The sequence below is a fragment of the Secundilactobacillus kimchicus JCM 15530 genome, assembly GCF_001433995.1.
Lineage (GTDB): Bacteria > Bacillota > Bacilli > Lactobacillales > Lactobacillaceae > Secundilactobacillus > Secundilactobacillus kimchicus.
Map to the genome: position 1 here is coordinate 11,998 of NZ_AZCX01000008.1, position 19,534 is coordinate 31,531.

Consider the following 19,534-nt stretch of genomic DNA (forward strand, 5'->3'; position numbering starts at 1 on the left):
AAACCTTTCAATCAAACAATAATACGATTTTGTCACTAGAAAAACAAGGGATATGTCCCGTGTTTTTTTAAAATTTTCAAAAAAATAAAACGCTCATCTCAAGGTTTGAGATGAGCGTTTTATATTATAAAATTATATAAGCATTGCTAATAAGAATACGCTAACTAATCCAATGACAACCGATATCGCCATTGAGCGGGTAAAGTAAGCGATGACCCCCACGATAATGGCCGAAATAATTTCCGGTAGGTGGGCCATCGGGTCAAATTGATAGGTGGCCGTAATAAACAAATCTTTGACCACTAAGGCGGTAAAGAGCGAGACTGGCACAAACTTCATCCACTCGTTGAACCACTCTGGGATCTTACGTTGGGTAAAAATTTTGATTGGAATGTACCGGGGGGCAAAAGCCACAAAAAAGCCCAGTACAACAAGCCAAAAGTGTTGCGTCGTATTCCAAGTGTTTACTGTGTCCATATTGCTCCCCTACAAACTTTCATCACTAGCATTTTCAACTGGTTCGCCACCACTGCCCGGACTGTGAAGTCGCCATAAGAACCGACTTTTCGGTCGCCGGACGCGAAGTTCGTGTTCAAGTGCGAACCCGAGAAACGACGCAATCAGCGTTGCAATGACTAATCCTAACGTACTCTTAGTCAGCATCAGGAAAAAGACGGCTAATGCCGCTGAAATCAAGGCAACTAGAATCGCCAAGCGACTCTTAACCTGCATGATGATCATGTACAAGAACAACGCGGTTAACGCAAAGTGCACAACGTCGAGATTAATCTTCAGCGCACTGCCAATTAAACTCCCAATCACGTTACTGACAGACCAAAACAACAACGACCAGTGCTCCACTTGGAGAGCGTCAGTCGGCGTCCATTTTTTATCCGTCGCAAACTTCAAATAGTTTACGGCGTAGTTTTCGTCATTCATTGAAACTGCAAAAAAGAATAAAAAGCCCTCATTCTGGCCCCTCAAATATTTTGAAAGGCTAGAACCAAGCAAGGCGTATCGAAGCTCCAGGAAAAAGAGCATTAAAACAATGGATAGGAGCGGCGCATTGATTGTCAACATTGAAGCAATCATGAATTGCGCGCCACCGGAGAAAATCACCACGGAAACCAATGCGGTCAACAGCGTATTAAACCCAGCCGCATGCAATAAAACACCAGCAGCTAGGCCAATTGGCACGTAGCTCAAGTTTAACGGCATCGAAATTTGCAGTGTTCGACGCCACCGTGGCTCATTTGGATCTGGCACTTGTTTAGTCAAGAATAATGCCTCCATCACAAAGCGTCATCGTGCCAGCAATCTTTGGGCTGGCCGATATGTAGCCTGACTACTAATTCTTCACAACATTGTTTATTCTACCATGTTTCAAATCATTTTCATACACCATATCAGTGTCAAAACAGCGCAAGAAAATCCCGCCATACCCGGACGAACCAGTTTGCCCGGTCATCGGTCTGGCTAACCTTTGCCGGCGCCATCGTTGAGCCATCAACACTGGCCACCTTTTGACCATCGAGCTTCAGCGAAATGCGCCCAACATCAGCGCCCTTCTTAATGGGGGTTTTCAAGCCGTCCTTTTCAGTCGCGCTTTTAGCCAACTGCAACTGACCGGAGATGGTTGACTTTGACTGGGTCTTTTTCAGCCACAACGTCGTGGGTTGAGCAAGGGCGATGTCAGCGGTTTTGGCCCTACCATAGAAGGCCTTGACACTATCCGCACCAGCCACTGCCGCCCCGGTCGCCAGCTTAACTGGTCGATAGGTGGCATAAACCCAGTTCATTAACCGCCGAGTTTGAACAAACCGGGTGGCATCACCACCGTTGCCGTTACCGGCGTGCATCACCACGGTAATCAGTCGGTGGCCTTGCTTGTTCACAGTCCCCACAAAGTTCCCACCGGCCGCCGTTGACGTCCCGGTTTTAAGGCCGTCAACGGGGAGGTTCGCCGTTGCTTGGCTACCACCCTTTAACATCAAATTCCAGTTTATCATCGCTGTTTGGCTGCTGCCGCCCTTATCAAACCAGGCCGCACGACGACCGGTCGTTTGCAGAACCGCCGGAAAATCCGCGATTAACCGCTTGGCCAGCTTAGCGACATCAATGGCTGACATTTTATTTTCAACTTTAGCGTCCACCTTGGGATCGCCCAACTGGCGACCAGCTTGACCATTCGTAATCCCTGAGGCAGTCGCAATTTTGGCTGAGGTTAAGCCTAATTTGAGCGCCGTTTCACGCATTTTGGTTAAAAACTTTTGCGGACTACCCGCGATTTTAGTCCCTAGCGCCGTCACCGCAGCGTTTGCGGAATAAATCAACGTGGCGTTATAGAGCTGACGGACTGAATACTTATGACCAGCCGTCAAGGGCACGTTAGTTAGAATCGACTTGTGACTTAATTTGGCCGTCGCACTGTCAATTTTGACCGGCGTTTGCCACGTCAACTTGCCTGATTTAATCTGCTCTAACACGATATAGGTTGATAATAACTTCGTCACCGACGCAATCGGTAGTGCCTTTTTGGCCTGTTTCTGGTAAAGAATCTGCCCCGAATCAGCATCAATGGCGATGGCTGATCGGACCGCTAGTCCAGGCTTTGCCGCGGCGTTTGCCGGGTGAGCAGTCCCCACAAAGACCGCAGTCATCAGGACAGCAAAACAAGCGAGCGCCTTTTGGCTCCCGCTTTTAAGTTGCTTAATGAGTTTCAGTTGTTTCATCATCGGTGAGTGTTCCTCCAAGAGTGTCGGGAATTTGGGCTTGTAACTTTTGCCCGTGCTGGATTGGCAAGTGAATGATGAAGCGGGTCATTGAAGGCGCCGAAGTCACGTAGATGTACCCGCCGTGTAACTGCACAATACTTTGGGCGATGGCTAATCCTAGCCCGGTACCGCCCGTCGCTTTCGAGCGCGACCCTTCGACCCGATAAAACCGTTCAAACACTTGATCAAGCGACTGCTGAGGAATTTCAGCACCGTCGTTTTCAACGCTGGCAGCCACTTCATTTGCATTAACTTGCTTAACCCGTAAATAAATATTATGCCCACCATCACCGTATTTCAAGGCGTTCGTAATAAGATTATTGAAGACCCGACCTAACTTTTCCGCATCCGCTTGAATTCGGATTGGCTGGTCCGGCGTGTCAACGTGCAGTGTCATGCCCTGCTCGTTGGCTTCCAGTTCAAAACTAGCCGCCAACTGCTCCAACATCTGGCCAAGGTCCAGTTGTGCAATTGACAATGGCGTATCTGCTTGGCGCATTTTGGTGTACACAAACAAATCGTCAACCAGGGACTTCATTTGAATGGCCTTATTGTACGCCGTATTCGTGTATTTTAATATTTCCTCCTCAGAATGGTACTGGCGGTTTTCAATCAACCCCAGGTAACCAATGATGGAGGTGAGTGGCGTCCTCAAGTCATGGCTGACGTTGGTGATCAACTCATCCTTTGATTTTTCGATCCGGCGCTCTTCTTGAATCGACTCAATGACTGAATCGACCAAGGCATTGACGGACTCAATCACCCGCTGCGTGTCGCCCTTGATCTTAAACGGAATCCGGTGATCGTAATGACCGTTGGCGATGTAGTGCAGTTCATCAATAATGTGGCGCAGCTGCATCTGCCGGTACCGACGAATCAAGCGCCAGTAAACCACGATTCCGTCTGCAATCAGCATAGCGCCGATAAAGACGTTCTCCCAGCTCCAGAGCTGATAGCGTGCCGGACCAATCACAATCGACCGTTTGATGATAAAGATACCATCTTGAAGTCCCGGATTAGTCTGGATCATTTCATTTAAAATGACTATCACGGAGAGATTCAGCAGCAGCAAAATAATCACCGTGACAATTCCCTCCATAATAAGGGCACTTTTTTCCCGGCCTGTAAGTTTCAAATACAATCCCCGATTCCAAATTAGTGTGACTCAATTTTGTAACCAACACCCCAGACGGTTTGAATCACTTTTTCACCGCCGGTGGCCTCTTCGATTTTATCCCGCAAGTGACTGACATGAACCATCACCGTTTTAGCGGACACAATGGATTCTTGGCGCCAAACGCGCTCAAAAATTTCGTCAGCCGAAAAGACCCGGTTTGGATGGCTTGCCAATAAGTATAAAATGCCAAATTCCAGCGCCGTCAAGTTGACTTCTTGATCGTTCAGGGTCTTAACTTCGTGTGAGTCTTTATTGATGGTTAATGAGCCAATGTCTAAAATATCCGGTTCGTCTTCCGTCACTTGGTTTTGAGACCGGCGTAGTAATGATTTGATCCGCGCCATAATTTCAAGTGAGTTAAACGGCTTCGTCACGTAATCGTCGGCGCCACTGATAAGTCCCTGAATTTTGTCCATATCATCGGCTTTTGCTGATAGGATCAAGATGGGAATCTGGGAGTCTTTCCGCACTTCCTTGATGACTTCGATCCCGTTCATTTCGGGCATCATGATGTCGAGGACCATCAAACCAATATCTGGCATGGTATGCAGCTTCGTTAGGGCTTCTTTTCCGTTGTAGGCAGCCACTGGTTCGTAGCCTTCGTTTTTAATGTAAATTTCTAATAAGTTCGCAATTTCTGTATCGTCATCTACGACTAATATTTTCATGTTATGGACTCCTTTATCGGTTTCGTTCAGGTAACGCGCTGCGTTATTGGTTCTATTGTACCAAAACCAGCCTCAAACAACAGGGTTTCACCCCTTGTTTTATTAACTCATAAGCGGATTAAGAAAAGCTTAAACAGCCACTTTTTAAGTCCCCCACACATTATCACTTTCACCGCCACAATTCAAAGTGTACAATTATATTGTAAATCATCAATTGAAGGAGGACCCGATAGATGCAAATTGGAACCTGGCATACCTCTTGGCGCGAACGAGTCAGCTATGGCTTAAGTGATGCGGCTGATAACCTCGTCTTCCAGCTCATGACCACGTACCTGCTCTTTTTCTACACAGACGTTTACGGTCTCAAAGCCGCTGACGTGGCCCTTATGTTCATCGTCGCCCGAATTGCAGATACCCTTGAGAGCCCGCTAGTCGGGATTATGATTGATAAAACCCATTCCCGCTACGGCAAATCACGGCCGTTTTTCCTGTGGTATGCCGTGCCCTACGTTGTTTTTGCGGTCCTGACTTTTGTGATCCCACCGGCAACTTACGATATCAAGCTTCTCTGGGCGTACGGCACCTACCTTGGCCTCGGCTTCTTTTATTCAACGGTCAACCTGCCCGTCACGTCAGTCTTACCCACCCTGTCGGACAACCCAAAAGAATTAACGCTCCTCGGGGTCATCCGCCAATTCTTCGGCAGTTCCGTTCAGCTAGTCGTGGCCGTGTTCACCCTCCCACTGGTGAGCTTCTTTGGCGGTCAAGACCAAGCAAAGGGGTTCTTTTTGACCATCCTGTTGTTCGGTGCGATCTCACTTTTTTTGATCTTAAACACGTTCTTTCAAATTCGCGAGCTATTTAGCCAACCCGAGCTTGCCCATAAGCCGCTGCGCACCATTTTTAAAGCGGCACGAAAAAACCACCCATGGTTGGTGCTAACCGCCATTATCATCTTATTTTGGCTGGTCACGGCCATTAAAAACCAGACGACTATTTACTACTTCAAGTATGGTCTAAATAACGAAGGCCTCGTCGCTTGGGCCAACAGCTTCACTTTCACTTCGTTAATTGGCGTGCTAGCCATCATTTCACTCGCTAACCGGTTTGGCCACAAGAAAACCATGCAAATTGGTCTGAGCCTTGCCATAACAGGTCAAGTGGTCCTAGCGATTGGCGTCTACGGTCACCAGTTAGGCTTGCTCCTCACGGCCATTGCGATCAACGGCATCGGCCAAGGGATGGTCGTGGGCTTAATATCCATCATGATTGCCGACACAATTCGCTATGGGGCAACGTTTGGCGTCCAAGCAGAAGGGGTCTTCTCTAGTGCAAGTGACCTGGGGGTCAATCTAGGGCTTGGCCTCGGCGGTCTGATAACTGCCGGATTATTTGACCTCTCAGGGTATGTCGCTAATCATGCTCAAAACGCCGCAACACTGACAATGATTAACGTTAACTACGTCTGGATTCCACTTGTCATCTACGCTGCGATGATGGCACTCTTACACTTTTACAACGAAGCAGCCATGGATCGCGTTCTGCTTCGGCGTTAAGCCCATTCGGTGGCGTTTCTTTCACCGCCACTTTAATCATGACTGAAAAGTGCTCGTAATGGTCACATCGACCGTCACGAGCACTTTTGTTTGTTTTGCTTATTTGTAGTTAGGTGCCGCTTTCGTTAACTGGACATCGTGCGGATGTGATTCAACCAACCCAGCGCTGGAAATCCGAACAAACTGAGCGTTATCAATCAGCTCCTGCACGGTTGCGGAACCTGTATAACCCATTCCAGAACGGAGGCCACCGACCATTTGGAACAAAATGTCACTCACACTGCCCTTATAGGCCACACGGGCTTCGATCCCTTCCGGAACAAGCTTGTTGGCTTCGTTGACACCACCTTGGAAGTAACGATCAGCCGAACCATGTTCCATGGCGGCAATCGATCCCATCCCACGATAGCTCTTGAACTTCTCGCCATCTTCTTCGAAGATTTCACCCGGCGCTTCATCCGTCCCAGATAGCATTGAGCCCAGCATCACAGCGTTACCACCGGCTGCCAAGGCTTTAACAATATCGCCAGAGTACTTAATACCACCATCTGCGATAATCGGTTTCTTAAATTCTTGGGCCACTTCGGCCGCATCGTAAATCGCCGTCAACTGTGGTACGCCAACCCCGGCAACCACGCGGGTCGTGCAGATTGAACCGGGACCAATACCGACCTTAACGACGTCGACCCCAGCTTCAAACAGAGCCCGGGTGCCGGCACCCGTCGCCACGTTACCAGCAATCAACGTTGCGTCAGGATACGTCTCCCGAATTTCGGCAACCTTGCGTAACACACCGGCTGAGTGACCGTGGGCCGTATCAATAATGATGGCATCGACACCTGCATCTAACAATGCTTGGGCTCGGTCAAACGTATCAGAAGTAACCCCAACCGCCGCAGCCGTCAATAAACGGCCTTGGGTGTCAACCGCAGCAAGCGGGTGGGCGGCATCGCCAGCCACCGCTTTGACCTTGGTCACCTCGGCAGCTTGCGCCTCAATTGCCATGTTTTTATGAATGACACCCAACCCACCATTTTGCGCCATCGCAATGGCCATGTTGGCCTCCGTCACCGTGTCCATGCTGGCACTGAGAAATGGAACGTTTAATTTCAAATTATCAGCTAATTGCACCTTCAAATCCACATCGTTCGGTAATACGTGACTTTCGGCCGGAATCAACAAGACATCATCAAAAGTAAGACCCTGTTTTGTGAACTTTGTTTCCCAATTAGTTGTCATGAAATATAGCGCTCCCTTATTTAATTTTTGTATTGTTTCGTAATATACCAGCCTCACTCATAAAACGCAACAACTCTCATTGAATTGTTAGTAAAAAAGTTCGTGAAACCGGTTTGATTCGAATTAAGAACACGCAAAAAGCCCATTACCCCAGCTGGATAATGGACTATTACTGAAATTATGAGTTAAAGTGTTCGGGTTTAGCGCCGTGGCTGGGTGCTGAAGAACCCTTGCGTTAATTTCCACTTGCGACGGACAAGGTAAGCTGCGCCACCGGCAATCACGCCTAGCGCAATCTGGAGCCATGCCGGAATGATCGGGTTCATCCACCATGGTAGGTAAGCCATGCCATAGAAGAGTCCCAGCCAAATCACAACAAAAATCAGGGCAAATAAAATCCGAATCCAGATGTTAAACCGGTGTTGCCGTTTCGTGTCAAATGCCCGTGGAATCATTGGTAATGCAATCCCAGCAATGATGGCACTAAACAGGACCGACACAATACCGACCTGTTGGCCGGTTTGGTTGCCTTTTGCAAAGAAGTACATAATGCCAAACATGACGCCGAAGAACATGAAGAAAGTCAGGCCGTTGTATAGGGCACTCGGCCAAAATGGATCGTCCGCGCCAACTGGTCGCTTAGGACCGTTGACCAAACCGTCGATGCGGGTCTTAATATCGCCATACTGACTCTTAGCCGTCATCCCTGACTTCTGGCCTTCAATCAGTTCATCAACCATACCCTGAACGATTTCAGTCTTCTTGTCGGTATCTAGTTTAGTGACGTTTTGTAACGCCTGGTTAAATCGAAACATATAATCGGCGTTGCGCTTTGTTAAACCAATATTGTCAAACGCTGACCGCTCTTCTTTGACCGCTGAGTTACGGTCTTGCTTAACGCCAGCGTTACGCTGTTGATGACCAGCGTTGCGAGGTTGCGTCTTATTTTCACTCATGGGGTGGTGCTCCTTTCTGGGGTGCTAGGGCTTAGCTTTTATTTCTCGGATGTGCCACAGTTAATACGTGTTTCAAAACCCGGCTTGCACCTAATTCGTCGCAAGCAACTCGGTTCTGTCACACTCTTAGACGTTAAATCTAAACTCTACGATATCCCCGTCGGCCATGGTGTAATCTTTACCTTCCACGCGCAACTTACCGGCTTCTTTAACAGCCGCTTCCGATTCATACTGGTCTAAGTCTTCAAACGACATCACTTCTGCGCGGATAAAGCCCCGCTCAAAATCGGAATGAATGATCCCAGCTGCTTGGGGAGCTTTGGTGCCAGCTCTAAACGTCCAAGCTTTGGTTTCCTTACCACCGGCCGTGAAGAACGTTTGTAAGCCTAACAGTGAGTATGAGGCCCGAATCAACCGGTTCAACCCGGGTTCTTCCACGCCTTCAGCTTCTAGAAAGTCCGCCTTTTCAGCATCGTCTAATTGCGCGATTTCTTCCTCGGCTTCCGCCGCAACCGCAATGGCCTCAGCCCCTTCTTGGGCCGCATAGTCTTCAATTGTTTTGAAGTACTTCGAGCTTTCCGGATCAGCCATGTCATCCTCAGCAATGTTGGCCACGTACAGGACAGGCTTGCTCGTGAGCAAGAATAAGCCCTTAACGATTGGCTGTTCATCCTCATTAAACTCGATGGTTCGAACGCTTTTACCAGCCTCCAACACCGGCTTGATCTTTTCGAGTACCGCTAATTCAGCTTTGGCTTCCTTATCGTTCCCCTTGGCAGCCCGTTGAACCTTGGCCAACCGCTTATCAACGGCTTCCAAGTCAGCTAGTCCAAGCTCGAGGTTGATGGTTTCGATATCATCCACGGGATCAACCTTACCAGAAACGTGGGTAATGTTATCGTCATCAAATGCTCGGACAACGTGCACGATGGCGTCAACTTGGCGAATATTTTCCAGGAACTTGTTACCAAGACCCTCACCCTTGCTGGCCCCTTTAACGATGCCGGCAATATCCGTAAATTCAAACGTGGTCGGTACCACTTTCTTGGCTGGGATCAGTTCTTGAATGCGATCTAAGCGTTTGTCTGGCACTTCAACCATCCCAACGTTTGGGTCGATCGTCGCAAACGGATAGTTCGCCATTTCCGCTCCCGCTTTGGTGATTGCGTTAAATAAAGTCGACTTACCAACGTTTGGCAACCCAACGATTCCTGCAGTTAATGCCATGATTCACTCTCACTCTTCCTTTAATTATTCTGCTTCACTTGCATGCTCGAGGACTTTTTTAAGGCGCTTTTCAAAGTCGCGACGGCTCATCATCACAATGTGACCGCACCCCGTGCACTTAATTTTGATGTCGGCACCCATGCGAATGATTTCCCACCGGTTTGTTCCACACGGATGTGCCTTTTTCATTTCTACCATATCGTGTAAATCGTACATTCGAACCACCCTTTCTAACGAACTAATCCAAATGAACGTCCAGCAATTCCAATATCCGGTTCAAGTCGTCCTCCGACAAGTATTCAATCTCAATCTTGCCGTAACCCGGCTTCTTTGATTCATTAATGGAAACGCTGGTGCCAAACTTATCTTGTAATACGTTTTCGCTGGCACGCAGGTACGGTGACTTGGCCTTGGTTGATTGGCGAGTTGGCTTAGCCTTGGCTTGCCCATTCAACTTGTTGACCACGTCTTCTAGCGCCCGAACGGTCATCTGACCATCCGCTGCCCGATTAGCGACACTGACGATCTTGGAACGGTCCTTTAATGACAGTAACGTCCGGGCCTGACCCATCGAGAGTTTTTTCTTTTGTAGTAAGTCCTTCACCTGCTTGGGTAACCCTAACAACCGCAAATAGTTTGCGATGTAGGGCCGGCTTTTACCTAGTCGTGACGACACCTGAGCCTGAGTCAGATTCAAGTTACTCATCAACATGTCGTAGGCTTCTGCTTCTTCCAACGGGGTCAAATCCTCCCGTTGCAGGTTTTCCAAAACCGCGATTTCCATCATTTGACTCTCAGTCACTTCTCGAACAATGGCTGGAATCGTTTCGTTTTCAATCATTTTAGACGCCCGGAACCGACGTTCACCGGCTAATATCTCATACCGCGCAACTTCGGGATCAGGTTGCCGAACGATGATGGGCTGGAAGACCCCGGATTTTTTGATGGACTTCGCAAGGTCCTTCAGCGCGGCTTGGTCAAATTTTTGGCGTGGTTGATAAGGGTTTGGTCGGATTTGGCCAAGCTTCAAATCAACAACGGTCTCTTTTTCTGGATCGACGCTATTGTCGGAAAAGAGCGCTTCAATCCCGCGCCCTAGCCCTTTATTGTTATTACTTGCCATGAGCTGCTGCCACTTCCTTTGCTAGGTCCGTATATACTTTTGCACCGGTCGACTTCGGGTCATAATCAATGATTGGAAGCCCGTGGCTTGGGGCTTCGGACAGTCGGACATTTCGCGGAATAATGGTGTTGTAGACCTTTTCTTTGAAATACTTTTTGACTTCCTCATTAACCTGACGGCCGAGGTTGGTTCTAGCATCATACATCGTCAACAATACCCCTTCAATTCTGAGGTCTGGATTGAAGTGTTTGCGAACGAGTTGAATCGTGTTCAACAGCTGGCTTAATCCTTCCAATGCGTAGTATTCACTCTGCACCGGAATCAGGATGGAATCGCAAGCCGTAAAAGCGTTAATGGTCAGTAATCCCAACGATGGCGGACAGTCAATTAAAATGTAATCGTAATCGTCGCGAACCGCCTTTAAAGCTTCTTGAAGACGGGTCTCTCGAGCAATTTGTGAGGTTAACTCAACCTCAGCACCAGACAGTTGGATCGTAGCAGGAGCGATGTCCAACCCAGCATGTTGGGTGTGAATCACGACGTTTTTAATGGGCTCTTCATTGACTAAAACATCATAAATGTCCTTATCAATGGCCGATTTCTGCACCCCAACGCCACTTGTGGCATTTCCTTGCGCATCAATATCAACGATTAATACGTGGTTGTTCAGGCTCGCTAAACCGGCGCCCAAATTAACACCGGTGGTGGTTTTGCCAACGCCACCTTTTTGGTTTGCTAGCGCAATGATGATAGCCATTGGTTGTCGTCACTCCTTTTCTTTTTTCATAATGTCGATGATGATTCGGTACCGGTCCGATTCATTTTGCTCTTCCGCTTCAATCGGTAATCCCGCATCTGTCACCATCTTAATCGATTGGCGAATCGTGTTGACAGCGACTCGGGTGTCCCCAGACACCGACCGAGTCGTCGGTTTCTTTTTGGTCTTGACCTTCATTCGCTGAATCAGCCGTTCCGCATCCTTGACCGTCAAATGATCACTCATAATCCGTTTCAATAATTTGGCCTGTTGTTTATCCGTCACGGCTAAGAGTGCTCGACCATGGCGTTCGGAAATTTCATGCGCCATCATCGCGTCTTGAACGGGCTGGCTCAGCTTCAGTAAACGTAACTTATTGGCAATAAAGGACTGGCTCTTCCCCACCTCGCCCGCAAGTTGGGCTTGGGTCAGCTGGTTTAACTTCATCAAAGCTTGGTAAGCCTGCGCTTCTTCAATGGGAGACAGCCCTTCACGCTGGAGGTTTTCAATCAGGGCTAGCGACGCCGTCTCGTCATCACTCAACTTTTGAATGATGGCTGGCACCGTGTCCCACTTGAGTTCATTAACAGCGCGGAACCGCCGTTCACCCGCAATAATCTCGTAGTGTTCTGGTTCGTATTCCCGTAACACAATGGGTTGGAGCAAACCGTGTTCCTTGATGGTCTCCGCTAATTCCGTAATCCGGCGTTCATCAAATACCTGCCGCGGTTGGAAGCGGTTAGGCATAATCGCTGATACGGGAACCATGACAACGTTTTGCTTAACCGGCATCGCGTCCTCTTTTTGCTCTTTGTTATTACCGAATAATGAAAATGCCATGCAAATCTTCCCTCCATGACCTAACTTTCGCCGAGCGGTTCCTTATTAGGTGTCCCCGCTTTGCGCGGATAACGCTTCGGCGTTGCTAGTTTTTTTTCAATGACCACAATGTGTCGTGGATCGCCGGATTCCGGCAACGTTAGAGCTGAGTCTAACGTCACGTGGCCCCCTAACAATTTAATGGCCTTTTGGCCCTGTTCGAGATCACTTTCAGCCTGGGCCGCTTTGAGCGCCACAAATTGCCCGCCAACCTTGACTAGTGGCAGGCAGAGCTCACTCAAAACGCTCATGCGAGCGACCGCCCGGGCCGTCACAACGTCAAAGGCTTCCCGGTATGCTGAACGTTTGCCACCAAACTCTTCAGCTCGCGCGTGGTGAACCGAAACGTCTGTTAAGCCCAGTTTGGCAATCAGCGTCTCTAAAAACTTAATGCGTTTATTTAAGGAATCCACAATCGCGACCTTAAGTTGCGGAAAGACAATCTTCAGTGGAATTGACGGGAACCCCGCCCCCGCACCGACATCGCACAGCGTAAGCGCATCGTGCTGTAAAGCTGGCACAAAAAACGCCGGTGTGATTGAGTCGAAAAAGTGCTTTAAATAAACGTCCCCGCGTTCGGTAATCGTGGTTAAGTTCAAGTGCTTATTCGTCTCCACCAACAATTCAAAGTATTGATCAAATTGCTTGAGTTGATGCTCATTTAATGTGATACCGTGCGCTTCAAGTGCCGAAATAAATTGTCCTTCGTTCATGTGATTCTCCCATCAAAATCTGTGAAACACTCATGTTTCACGTACCGTTCTACTTTACCCTAAATGCCTAGCTTACGCAATAGAATAAGCCATTCGAGATTCGATCACGGGCATCTCAGTTTCTGTGCCGTCTATCTGTTATTATACTAGATTATTGGTCCATGTGAAACGGGTTCCTGAGGATGCGTCCCAATCAAAAAAGCCGTCCAATTGGACGGCTTTCGATGGTTAATTTTGAATTGCTTTGACTTCTTCAATAAACCACTTGTTAAAAGCGTCAGCATCAATGTCCACACAAACTGCCGTGTTCGTCTTACCATTGTGGTAAGCACCGCGGATATCACCGACTGTTTCGCCCATGGCCGGACCTTCAGTTTGAACGTCCACCCACATCTTTTCAGTGGTGATGGCTTCCGGATGAAGCAGGTAGAAAATGGTGTTAACGTCGTGCATGGCGATGCCCTTATCTGAATTATCACCATCGTTAATGATGATATCGTGAAGCATCTTGCCGGTCTCGTTTAACGTTGGTAACGTTTCGATGCTATCATGCGTTAACAAGGCCTTCATGGTAATGTCGAGACCCACCATCACGATTGGAACCCCTGAGTGATACATCATTTTAGCCGCGTGAGGATCGGTAAAGACATTAAATTCAGCAGCAGAGGTCATATTGCCTTTGCCAAGCGTCCCACCCATCGCAACAATGCGTTCAATATGGTCCTTTACTTCGGGGTACTGGGCGAACAACAACGCAATGTTAGTGTACGAGCCAGTCGGTATCAAAGTGATTTTTTCATCACTGGCCATAATTTCATCTCGTAAAGCCTCAACCGCATTTTTTTCAAGCGGCGTTGGTAAGTCTTCTGGGAAGACGTAGCCGGGCATCCCCGATTCGCCGTGAATCCGAGCGGCGTCTTCAAATGGTTTGATTAAGGGTTGTTTCGCCCCAGCTGCAACCGGAATATCCGAGTTAAAGAAACGAACGAGCTTTAAAGCGTTTTTCGTCGTTTTATCGACTGTCACATTCCCCGCCACCGTTGTGATTAACTTCAAGTCAAGCTTTGGGTCGTTAATCGCCATCGTAATTGCCGCGGCGTCGTCAATTCCTGGGTCTGTGTCCATAATTATCTTAGTGGTCATTGATAGTTCCTCCAAACAAAGATTTGTTCATCTCTTATCATACCTGATTTAGCCAAAATTGGAAACGGATTCACAATTACAATATAGCGCTGAGCACTAAATCAGCTAAAAAGAGACCACCCAATACGTACATTGCGGGGTGTAAATTGCGACCGTCACCGGAGGCCACTCGCAAAATCGGGTAACAAACAAAGCCAAAGGCTAACCCCGTCGAAATGCTGTTGGTCAGCGGAATCAACACAATAATCAAAAACGCTGGGAACCAGGCCGCAAAATCGTGCATATCAATGTTGCCGATAGCTTCCATCATGATAGCGCCCGTAATAATGATAACGGGGGCAATCGCGGCTTGAGGAACGTAACTCAAAAGTGGCACAAAAAATAGCGACAACGTAAACATGACCCCAGCCGTGATCGCCATGACGCCCGTCCGGCCACCAGATTCAATTCCCGACGCGCTTTCGGCCGCAGCCACGGTCGGACTTGTGCCCAAGAAACCGGAGATAAAGGTCGAAATCGAACTCGCCCGAAACGACTTTTTAAATTTCCGATTATCCGGCAAAATTCCCTGCAAAAGCCCCATCGACTCAAACACTAAAATCATCGTCATTGAAAAGGTTGCCAGGATAAACGGGACACTGATGAGCTGTGAAAAATCGCCTTTAAACATAATTTTCGGGTAATCAACCAGCCGTAACAAAGAAACCGTGACACTATCGCTGTCCTTTATTTTTAGCAGGACACCAATGACACTGGTTGCAATGATTCCAATCAAAAATCCACCATTAACGTTACGAATATAAAGCACCAGGGTCAAGACGAGACCAAACAGTGCCAGAAGGGGCCCGGGAGCCGTTAAATGACCAAGTTCAATCAACGAAGACTTTCCAGCAACAATCAGACCGGCCTTTTGAAGGCCAATCTCAACCAAGAACATCCCAATGCCGGCCGTGATGCCGCTTTTTAGCGAGTTCGGAATTTCGGTCGCCAACACGGTGCTGAGCCTGGTGTGAGCAATAACGGCATAGATCCCACTGGCGATAATTGAAATCGCAATGGCCGTCTGCCAAGACAGCCCCATCCCCACAACAATCGTGTAGGTGAAAAAGGCATTAACCCCCATTCCAGGCGTCAAAACGACAGGTGCATTGGCATAGAACCCCATAATGAAGCAACCGATAACGGAACTGAAAATGGTCGCAAAAACACTCAAGTCGCTAGGAATACCTGCGTCTTTAAGAATTAGGGGGTTAACGATGATGATGTAAGAAATAGCAAAAAAGCTGGTCAAACCAGCCACAATTTCGTTTCGTAAAAGATCTTTACGAGACCAAACTTGAGCCAGAGACAATTTATTTTTTTGATCCAATTGATTCATGATAAAACCTTCCAACTCGCGACGGAATGAGGTGGGCATTGCAACCAGCAGGGGCGAGAGCAGCTGGTTGGGTTTCAGGTCAGAGTGTGAGCCAAGGCGGTTAAACCGCGGAGTGGAAGCGGGAAACTCGGAAAATCCGGGTTTGGATTTTGTGAGTTTTTCGCTTCCACAGTAGCGGTTTGCCTTGGGGAGCACGTTTAGAGTACACCAAGGCGGTTAAACCACCCGAGTCTTCCTCCGACTTTCGGTCACCCGTCTAAACAACCCAGATCAAAGCGATCTGGGTTGTCAGGTGCCATTTAAGGCGGTGTTAAATTCTTTAGATAATGAGGTGCCATGTTAACGTGGCCGACCGAGCATCAAATCACCCGGTAAAGTGAGCGCGCAGACGCACGCACCACTTTTTCTACCACACGAACAGACCCACGATCCCGGCAGACATTAATGAAACCAAGATCCCTGACAATAGCATGTAACCAACATTTTTTGAAATCAAGTTGTTTGATTCTTTGTTGGCTAAGCCCTTGAAGGCCCCGATAATCATACCAGTCGTACTGAAGTTAGCAAATGACGTTAAGAAGACCGTCAATTGGGCTTGATAGTGAGCACCGTACTTGGCAACATCGTGAATCGTTGGGGCAATTTTACCCATCACAACGAATTCGTTTGTGACCAACTTAGTCCCCATATATTGGGCAAACTGGAAGGCATGATCGACATCCAGACCCATTAACCATGCAAATGGGAACATGATAATCCCAAGAATGTGTTCTAGTGATAGCCATGGGTTGAAGAGGCCCAAAACCTTATCAATCAACGCTGCCAAGGCAACGAATGCGATAACGTTAGCGGCAATAATCAAGATCAAACGCCCCGCACCCAAGATGGAATCACCCAAGAATGAGAAGAATGGTTCTTTTTTACCATTCTCTTCAAGGCCATCAGCCTCAGCGGCACCGTTATCGGTAGAGCCACCCATCTTAGCGATGGTATCTTCTTCTTTAGAAACTGAAACGGGGTTCAAAATATTGGTGATAATAATAGCGTTTAAAATGTTCAATGGAATCGCTGTCAAGACGTAGTTCCCTGGCACCATTTGGGTGTAAGCACCCACGATGGAGGCCGTAATACATGACATGGACATCAGAGCAATCGTAACGTTACGTTCTGCCCGCATTGATTGAATCTGTAACCGTGAAACGGCCAACGCTTCCGTGTTACCAAGAAACATCATTTCAACGGAGAAGAATGATTCGAACTTTGGTTGACCCGTGATTGCTGATAATCCACGGCCAATCCATTTGATAACCCATGGCAGGAAGCCAATGTAGGTCAAAATATCAAACAATGGCACAATCAACAGAATTGGTAACAGTGAACTCGTAACGAAGTTCATGGATTTGGCAGTTCCGCCAAACTCAGGTGTTACCCAGTTAGGCAATGCAAAGTTGATCCCCGTATAAGCCACTTGAACTAACCAGTTGAAACCATCAGCAGCAGCTTGCACTGCATCACGGCCCCAAGAAAAGCTAGTCAAGATCCATGCAATAACAAGGTTCAAAACCAACACAATCCCAGTGGATTTCCAGTTGATTTCCCGCTTCTTCTTTGAGAATAGAAGTGCGATTGCGAGATAAACGATAATCCCTAAAATGTTGACGAGCAAGTACATCGACATCCAATTAAACCCTCTTTCTAGTTTTTGAGACAAACGCATTTGAAAGTCGCTAGTCGCCATCCATGTGATGATCAACCAGCCCTAACTCAGTTAAAAACGGGTGGCCCATTGCTGGAACCAACGGTGTGACGGTGGCCATGATACTAGCCGAAACATCAGCTAACGTTCGGCGAATCCCGAGTGCTTGACCAGTCCCCTGACCTTTAACCTCGATTAATAATGGCACGTACTCTCTTGTAAAACGGCCAAGGGTGGGATCGGTTGCAACGGATGATGTCACAATCAACCAGTCATCGGGTGATAATTGTTCACTTAACGTTGCAAGTTCGTGATCCACCCACTCAAGCCACGTGGCAAAACCGCCAACGTCGCCTCTTAGCGAATGGGTTAACCCCGAGCCAAGACGTAAGTATTGCACGTTCTGATCAGCGCTTCGCACCATCTCAAATCCGGCACGGTCGTCATCCACAAGTAAAACGGGAAACGATATCCGATCAACGGGCATTGCACTGATAAGTTGCACCGAAGCAAACTGACTTACCTGGTGTAACGTCCGATCAGCATCCCCCTGCCAGAGCTCCGCAAACCCAGTGTCTTGGTTCCAATTGGTCGTTTCGACGTGAACGCGGCCAAAGTAACCTAACGCTGAATCCACCGGCTCTATTCCGGCAATGGGGTGGTTAAATCGGACGTTGCCTAGTCCCCAACGTTGCATTGTGGGCACGCTAAACTCAGGTACCGATGAAGCCGTATGACCTAGGCCATCTGCGCCGACTGAATCGTAACGATTCGCCTCAGGCGCCTCGCCAAATCCAGTAGCAAACAGGTCTACGATCACAATATGGTCTGGCATAGTTGGTCATCCGCCTCCGTTTTTAACTAAGCCTTTCTACCTACGAAAGACCTCGTCGTTTATGATACCGTTTTTCCAAAACGGTGTAAATAAGTGTCAAAACGAGAATTCCGTCAACCCCTAGTGAGACGTGGAAATGATATAAATTTCATTTATAAGTGAACATAATTTCACTACCAAGGATAAAAAAAGGACTCACTGTTGATTTCAACGGTAAATCCTTTAAGAGAAGACTATTAGCCTTCTGCCCCTGCCAAGGAACTTCATTATACGCCTCGGAGGAGATTGCCGTCTCGTGTAGTTGAGAAAATCTTCTCGCAATAAACACTTGTTACCAACAATAGCCGGAAACTGAAACGTCATCAGTCGTTTGTGACGCGTTCAAAGTTCCCAAGACAAAAACATAGGACTCAAGGGATGTGGTTAAGCTACAATCCCTGAGTCCTATGACACTTTGGAAGAGACGCGGCGATTAAACCCGTGAACCCGTTTCGTAAACATACACTTAATAATCTATCGCCTCATATTATCTTCATTTTCAGTCAGCTGCCGTGAACACTGTAATCGTACTGATCGTCGTTTCGATTCACCGCTAACCAAATCAGTAAGTCTGATACTTTCTAAAACTGGAACTTCAACCTGAATCTCATCACTTCGACTCTTTACGCTCCAAAGACTTTTCTTAGAGTCATCGCATAAACCCAGCCTACATGACATTCGAACCCTTTGTAACTCCTAAGATGATGCTGCTAAATCTAAGGCATTCGCACGTTTTGAGCAGAAACGCTAAGCTGAAACAAGCTATTCAATTGTTTGGTGTTACAAAAACTTAGGGGCTAGTGTTCGTTAGAAATCCGGTGGTGCTTTGAATCACACATGACGCTTTTTAAGCTTGAGAACAAACACTTTGTTTCTAAATTCGTTGTACCAATAAGGATCTACAAAACGGGTGTAAATCATAATCTTAGTGGTGCTACTTCATTGAAACGCTGGGTTTGAATCCCATCTCTTCCACGTCCTTAATATACCATATCATGTAACCGGTTACAACAAAAAAGCCGCTAAAATTCAAAAATTTTTTTCGACCGGCTAAAACGCCCGTAAAACAAGAAAGAAGCCAGACTGCTGGGGGGCAGCCTGGCTTCCAATTGACTGAATAAACGAACCTAATTTGAGGTACTCCTTGGGAGAAAATACAATGCTTTTGGATAGTATTCTAGGGGTGAACTGGGTGAATCCACCGTCGGAGTATTCTCTGAGATTCGACTATTCTTCTGTCATGACTTGACGCGGTTTGGTTCATCGCCATCCGCAAATTCATTATAACAAAATGCTCCCGAAAAACAAATAATACATTACCAGTTTTTTGTCCTTTGTTTGCTTCGTTCTTCAGCTTTATACAAATATAAACAA

General features: G+C 47.5%; 18 protein-coding genes. 1 reads left to right on the forward strand and 17 read right to left on the reverse strand.

The window, feature by feature from the left end; translation table 11 throughout:
* Positions 1–132: 132 nt before the first annotated feature.
* The 5 genes from FC96_RS09440 to croR all read right to left on the reverse strand — a co-directional run bounded on the left by FC96_RS09440 (position 133) and on the right by croR (position 4,619).
* Complete coding sequence (locus FC96_RS09440) at positions 133–477, reverse strand: AzlD domain-containing protein (protein WP_056942820.1); 345 nt, start codon at positions 475–477, stop codon at positions 133–135.
* Between the two features lie 9 nt (positions 478–486).
* Positions 487–1,293 (reverse strand): AzlC family ABC transporter permease, encoded by an 807-nt coding sequence (locus tag FC96_RS09445; protein WP_056942821.1) that lies wholly within the window; start codon positions 1,291–1,293, stop codon positions 487–489.
* A gap of 119 nt (positions 1,294–1,412) precedes the next feature.
* Positions 1,413–2,735: a D-alanyl-D-alanine carboxypeptidase family protein gene (locus FC96_RS09450; protein WP_056942822.1), complete on the reverse strand. Its 1,323-nt coding sequence runs from the start codon at positions 2,733–2,735 to the stop codon at positions 1,413–1,415.
* Positions 2,710–3,909 carry a sensor histidine kinase gene (locus FC96_RS09455; RefSeq protein WP_056942823.1) on the reverse strand — a complete coding sequence of 400 codons (1,200 nt, stop codon included), beginning with the start codon at positions 3,907–3,909 and terminating at the stop codon, positions 2,710–2,712. Before FC96_RS09455 ends, FC96_RS09450 begins: the two co-directional genes overlap by 26 nt.
* 20 nt (positions 3,910–3,929) lie before the next feature.
* Positions 3,930–4,619: a response regulator transcription factor CroR gene (croR, locus tag FC96_RS09460; RefSeq protein WP_054661012.1), complete on the reverse strand. Its 690-nt coding sequence runs from the start codon at positions 4,617–4,619 to the stop codon at positions 3,930–3,932.
* A 233-nt stretch (positions 4,620–4,852) separates the two neighbouring features.
* On the opposite strand from croR, the gene FC96_RS09465 reads away from it, so the two are divergent.
* Positions 4,853–6,175: an MFS transporter gene (locus FC96_RS09465; protein ID WP_056942824.1), complete on the forward strand. Its 1,323-nt coding sequence runs from the start codon at positions 4,853–4,855 to the stop codon at positions 6,173–6,175.
* A 99-nt stretch (positions 6,176–6,274) separates the two neighbouring features.
* Here the strand turns inward: FC96_RS09465 and guaB are convergent, their stop codons facing one another.
* The 12 genes from guaB to FC96_RS09525 all read right to left on the reverse strand — a co-directional run bounded on the left by guaB (position 6,275) and on the right by FC96_RS09525 (position 18,121).
* Entirely contained in the window at positions 6,275–7,414 is a 1,140-nt protein-coding gene (gene guaB / locus FC96_RS09470; RefSeq protein WP_056942825.1) for an IMP dehydrogenase, read from the reverse strand.
* Positions 7,415–7,614: 200 nt separating this feature from the next.
* On the reverse strand, positions 7,615–8,370 hold the full coding sequence (locus FC96_RS09475; RefSeq protein ID WP_056942826.1) for a DUF1129 family protein: 756 nt from the start codon (positions 8,368–8,370) through the stop codon (positions 7,615–7,617).
* 126 nt (positions 8,371–8,496) lie between these two features.
* Positions 8,497–9,597, reverse strand: coding sequence for a redox-regulated ATPase YchF (gene ychF / locus FC96_RS09480; RefSeq protein ID WP_056942827.1), 1,101 nt, complete (start codon positions 9,595–9,597; stop codon positions 8,497–8,499).
* A 24-nt stretch (positions 9,598–9,621) separates the two neighbouring features.
* Positions 9,622–9,813: a DUF951 domain-containing protein gene (locus FC96_RS09485; RefSeq protein ID WP_056942828.1), complete on the reverse strand. Its 192-nt coding sequence runs from the start codon at positions 9,811–9,813 to the stop codon at positions 9,622–9,624.
* Between the two features lie 22 nt (positions 9,814–9,835).
* On the reverse strand, positions 9,836–10,720 hold the full coding sequence (locus FC96_RS09490) for a ParB/RepB/Spo0J family partition protein (RefSeq protein WP_056942829.1): 885 nt from the start codon (positions 10,718–10,720) through the stop codon (positions 9,836–9,838).
* Complete coding sequence (locus tag FC96_RS09495) at positions 10,710–11,477, reverse strand: ParA family protein (protein WP_056942830.1); 768 nt, start codon at positions 11,475–11,477, stop codon at positions 10,710–10,712. Before FC96_RS09495 ends, FC96_RS09490 begins: the two co-directional genes overlap by 11 nt.
* A gap of 9 nt (positions 11,478–11,486) precedes the next feature.
* Complete coding sequence (noc, locus tag FC96_RS09500; protein ID WP_056942831.1) at positions 11,487–12,317, reverse strand: nucleoid occlusion protein; 831 nt, start codon at positions 12,315–12,317, stop codon at positions 11,487–11,489.
* Between the two features lie 20 nt (positions 12,318–12,337).
* Complete coding sequence (gene rsmG, locus FC96_RS09505) at positions 12,338–13,069, reverse strand: 16S rRNA (guanine(527)-N(7))-methyltransferase RsmG (RefSeq protein ID WP_056942832.1); 732 nt, start codon at positions 13,067–13,069, stop codon at positions 12,338–12,340.
* A 228-nt stretch (positions 13,070–13,297) separates the two neighbouring features.
* Positions 13,298–14,212 (reverse strand): ribonucleoside hydrolase RihC, encoded by a 915-nt coding sequence (gene rihC, locus FC96_RS09510; RefSeq protein ID WP_056942833.1) that lies wholly within the window; start codon positions 14,210–14,212, stop codon positions 13,298–13,300.
* A gap of 76 nt (positions 14,213–14,288) precedes the next feature.
* Positions 14,289–15,590 (reverse strand): NCS2 family permease, encoded by a 1,302-nt coding sequence (locus FC96_RS09515; protein WP_056942834.1) that lies wholly within the window; start codon positions 15,588–15,590, stop codon positions 14,289–14,291.
* Positions 15,591–15,996: 406 nt separating this feature from the next.
* Positions 15,997–17,262 (reverse strand): NupC/NupG family nucleoside CNT transporter, encoded by a 1,266-nt coding sequence (locus FC96_RS09520; protein ID WP_056942867.1) that lies wholly within the window; start codon positions 17,260–17,262, stop codon positions 15,997–15,999.
* A gap of 55 nt (positions 17,263–17,317) precedes the next feature.
* Entirely contained in the window at positions 17,318–18,121 is an 804-nt protein-coding gene (locus tag FC96_RS09525) for an alkaline phosphatase family protein (RefSeq protein WP_056942835.1), read from the reverse strand.
* Positions 18,122–19,534: the final 1,413 nt, after the last annotated feature.

Bases quoted from the DNA above. Each gene is read 5' to 3' on its own strand.
- FC96_RS09440 (WP_056942820.1), bottom strand. From the start codon at position 477: ATGGACACAGTAAACACTTGGAATACGACGCAACACTTTTGGCTTGTT.
- FC96_RS09445 (WP_056942821.1), bottom strand. From the start codon at position 1,293: ATGGAGGCATTATTCTTGACTAAACAAGTGCCAGATCCAAATGAGCCA.
- FC96_RS09450 (WP_056942822.1), bottom strand. From the start codon at position 2,735: ATGATGAAACAACTGAAACTCATTAAGCAACTTAAAAGCGGGAGCCAA.
- croR (WP_054661012.1), bottom strand. From the start codon at position 4,619: ATGAAAATATTAGTCGTAGATGACGATACAGAAATTGCGAACTTATTA.
- FC96_RS09465 (WP_056942824.1), top strand. From the start codon at position 4,853: ATGCAAATTGGAACCTGGCATACCTCTTGGCGCGAACGAGTCAGCTAT.
- guaB (WP_056942825.1), bottom strand. From the start codon at position 7,414: ATGACAACTAATTGGGAAACAAAGTTCACAAAACAGGGTCTTACTTTT.
- FC96_RS09475 (WP_056942826.1), bottom strand. From the start codon at position 8,370: ATGAGTGAAAATAAGACGCAACCTCGCAACGCTGGTCATCAACAGCGT.
- ychF (WP_056942827.1), bottom strand. From the start codon at position 9,597: ATGGCATTAACTGCAGGAATCGTTGGGTTGCCAAACGTTGGTAAGTCG.
- FC96_RS09485 (WP_056942828.1), bottom strand. From the start codon at position 9,813: ATGTACGATTTACACGATATGGTAGAAATGAAAAAGGCACATCCGTGT.
- FC96_RS09490 (WP_056942829.1), bottom strand. From the start codon at position 10,720: ATGGCAAGTAATAACAATAAAGGGCTAGGGCGCGGGATTGAAGCGCTC.
- FC96_RS09495 (WP_056942830.1), bottom strand. From the start codon at position 11,477: ATGGCTATCATCATTGCGCTAGCAAACCAAAAAGGTGGCGTTGGCAAA.
- noc (WP_056942831.1), bottom strand. From the start codon at position 12,317: ATGGCATTTTCATTATTCGGTAATAACAAAGAGCAAAAAGAGGACGCG.
- rsmG (WP_056942832.1), bottom strand. From the start codon at position 13,069: ATGAACGAAGGACAATTTATTTCGGCACTTGAAGCGCACGGTATCACA.
- rihC (WP_056942833.1), bottom strand. From the start codon at position 14,212: ATGACCACTAAGATAATTATGGACACAGACCCAGGAATTGACGACGCC.
- FC96_RS09515 (WP_056942834.1), bottom strand. From the start codon at position 15,590: ATGAATCAATTGGATCAAAAAAATAAATTGTCTCTGGCTCAAGTTTGG.
- FC96_RS09520 (WP_056942867.1), bottom strand. From the start codon at position 17,262: ATGTACTTGCTCGTCAACATTTTAGGGATTATCGTTTATCTCGCAATC.
- FC96_RS09525 (WP_056942835.1), bottom strand. From the start codon at position 18,121: ATGCCAGACCATATTGTGATCGTAGACCTGTTTGCTACTGGATTTGGC.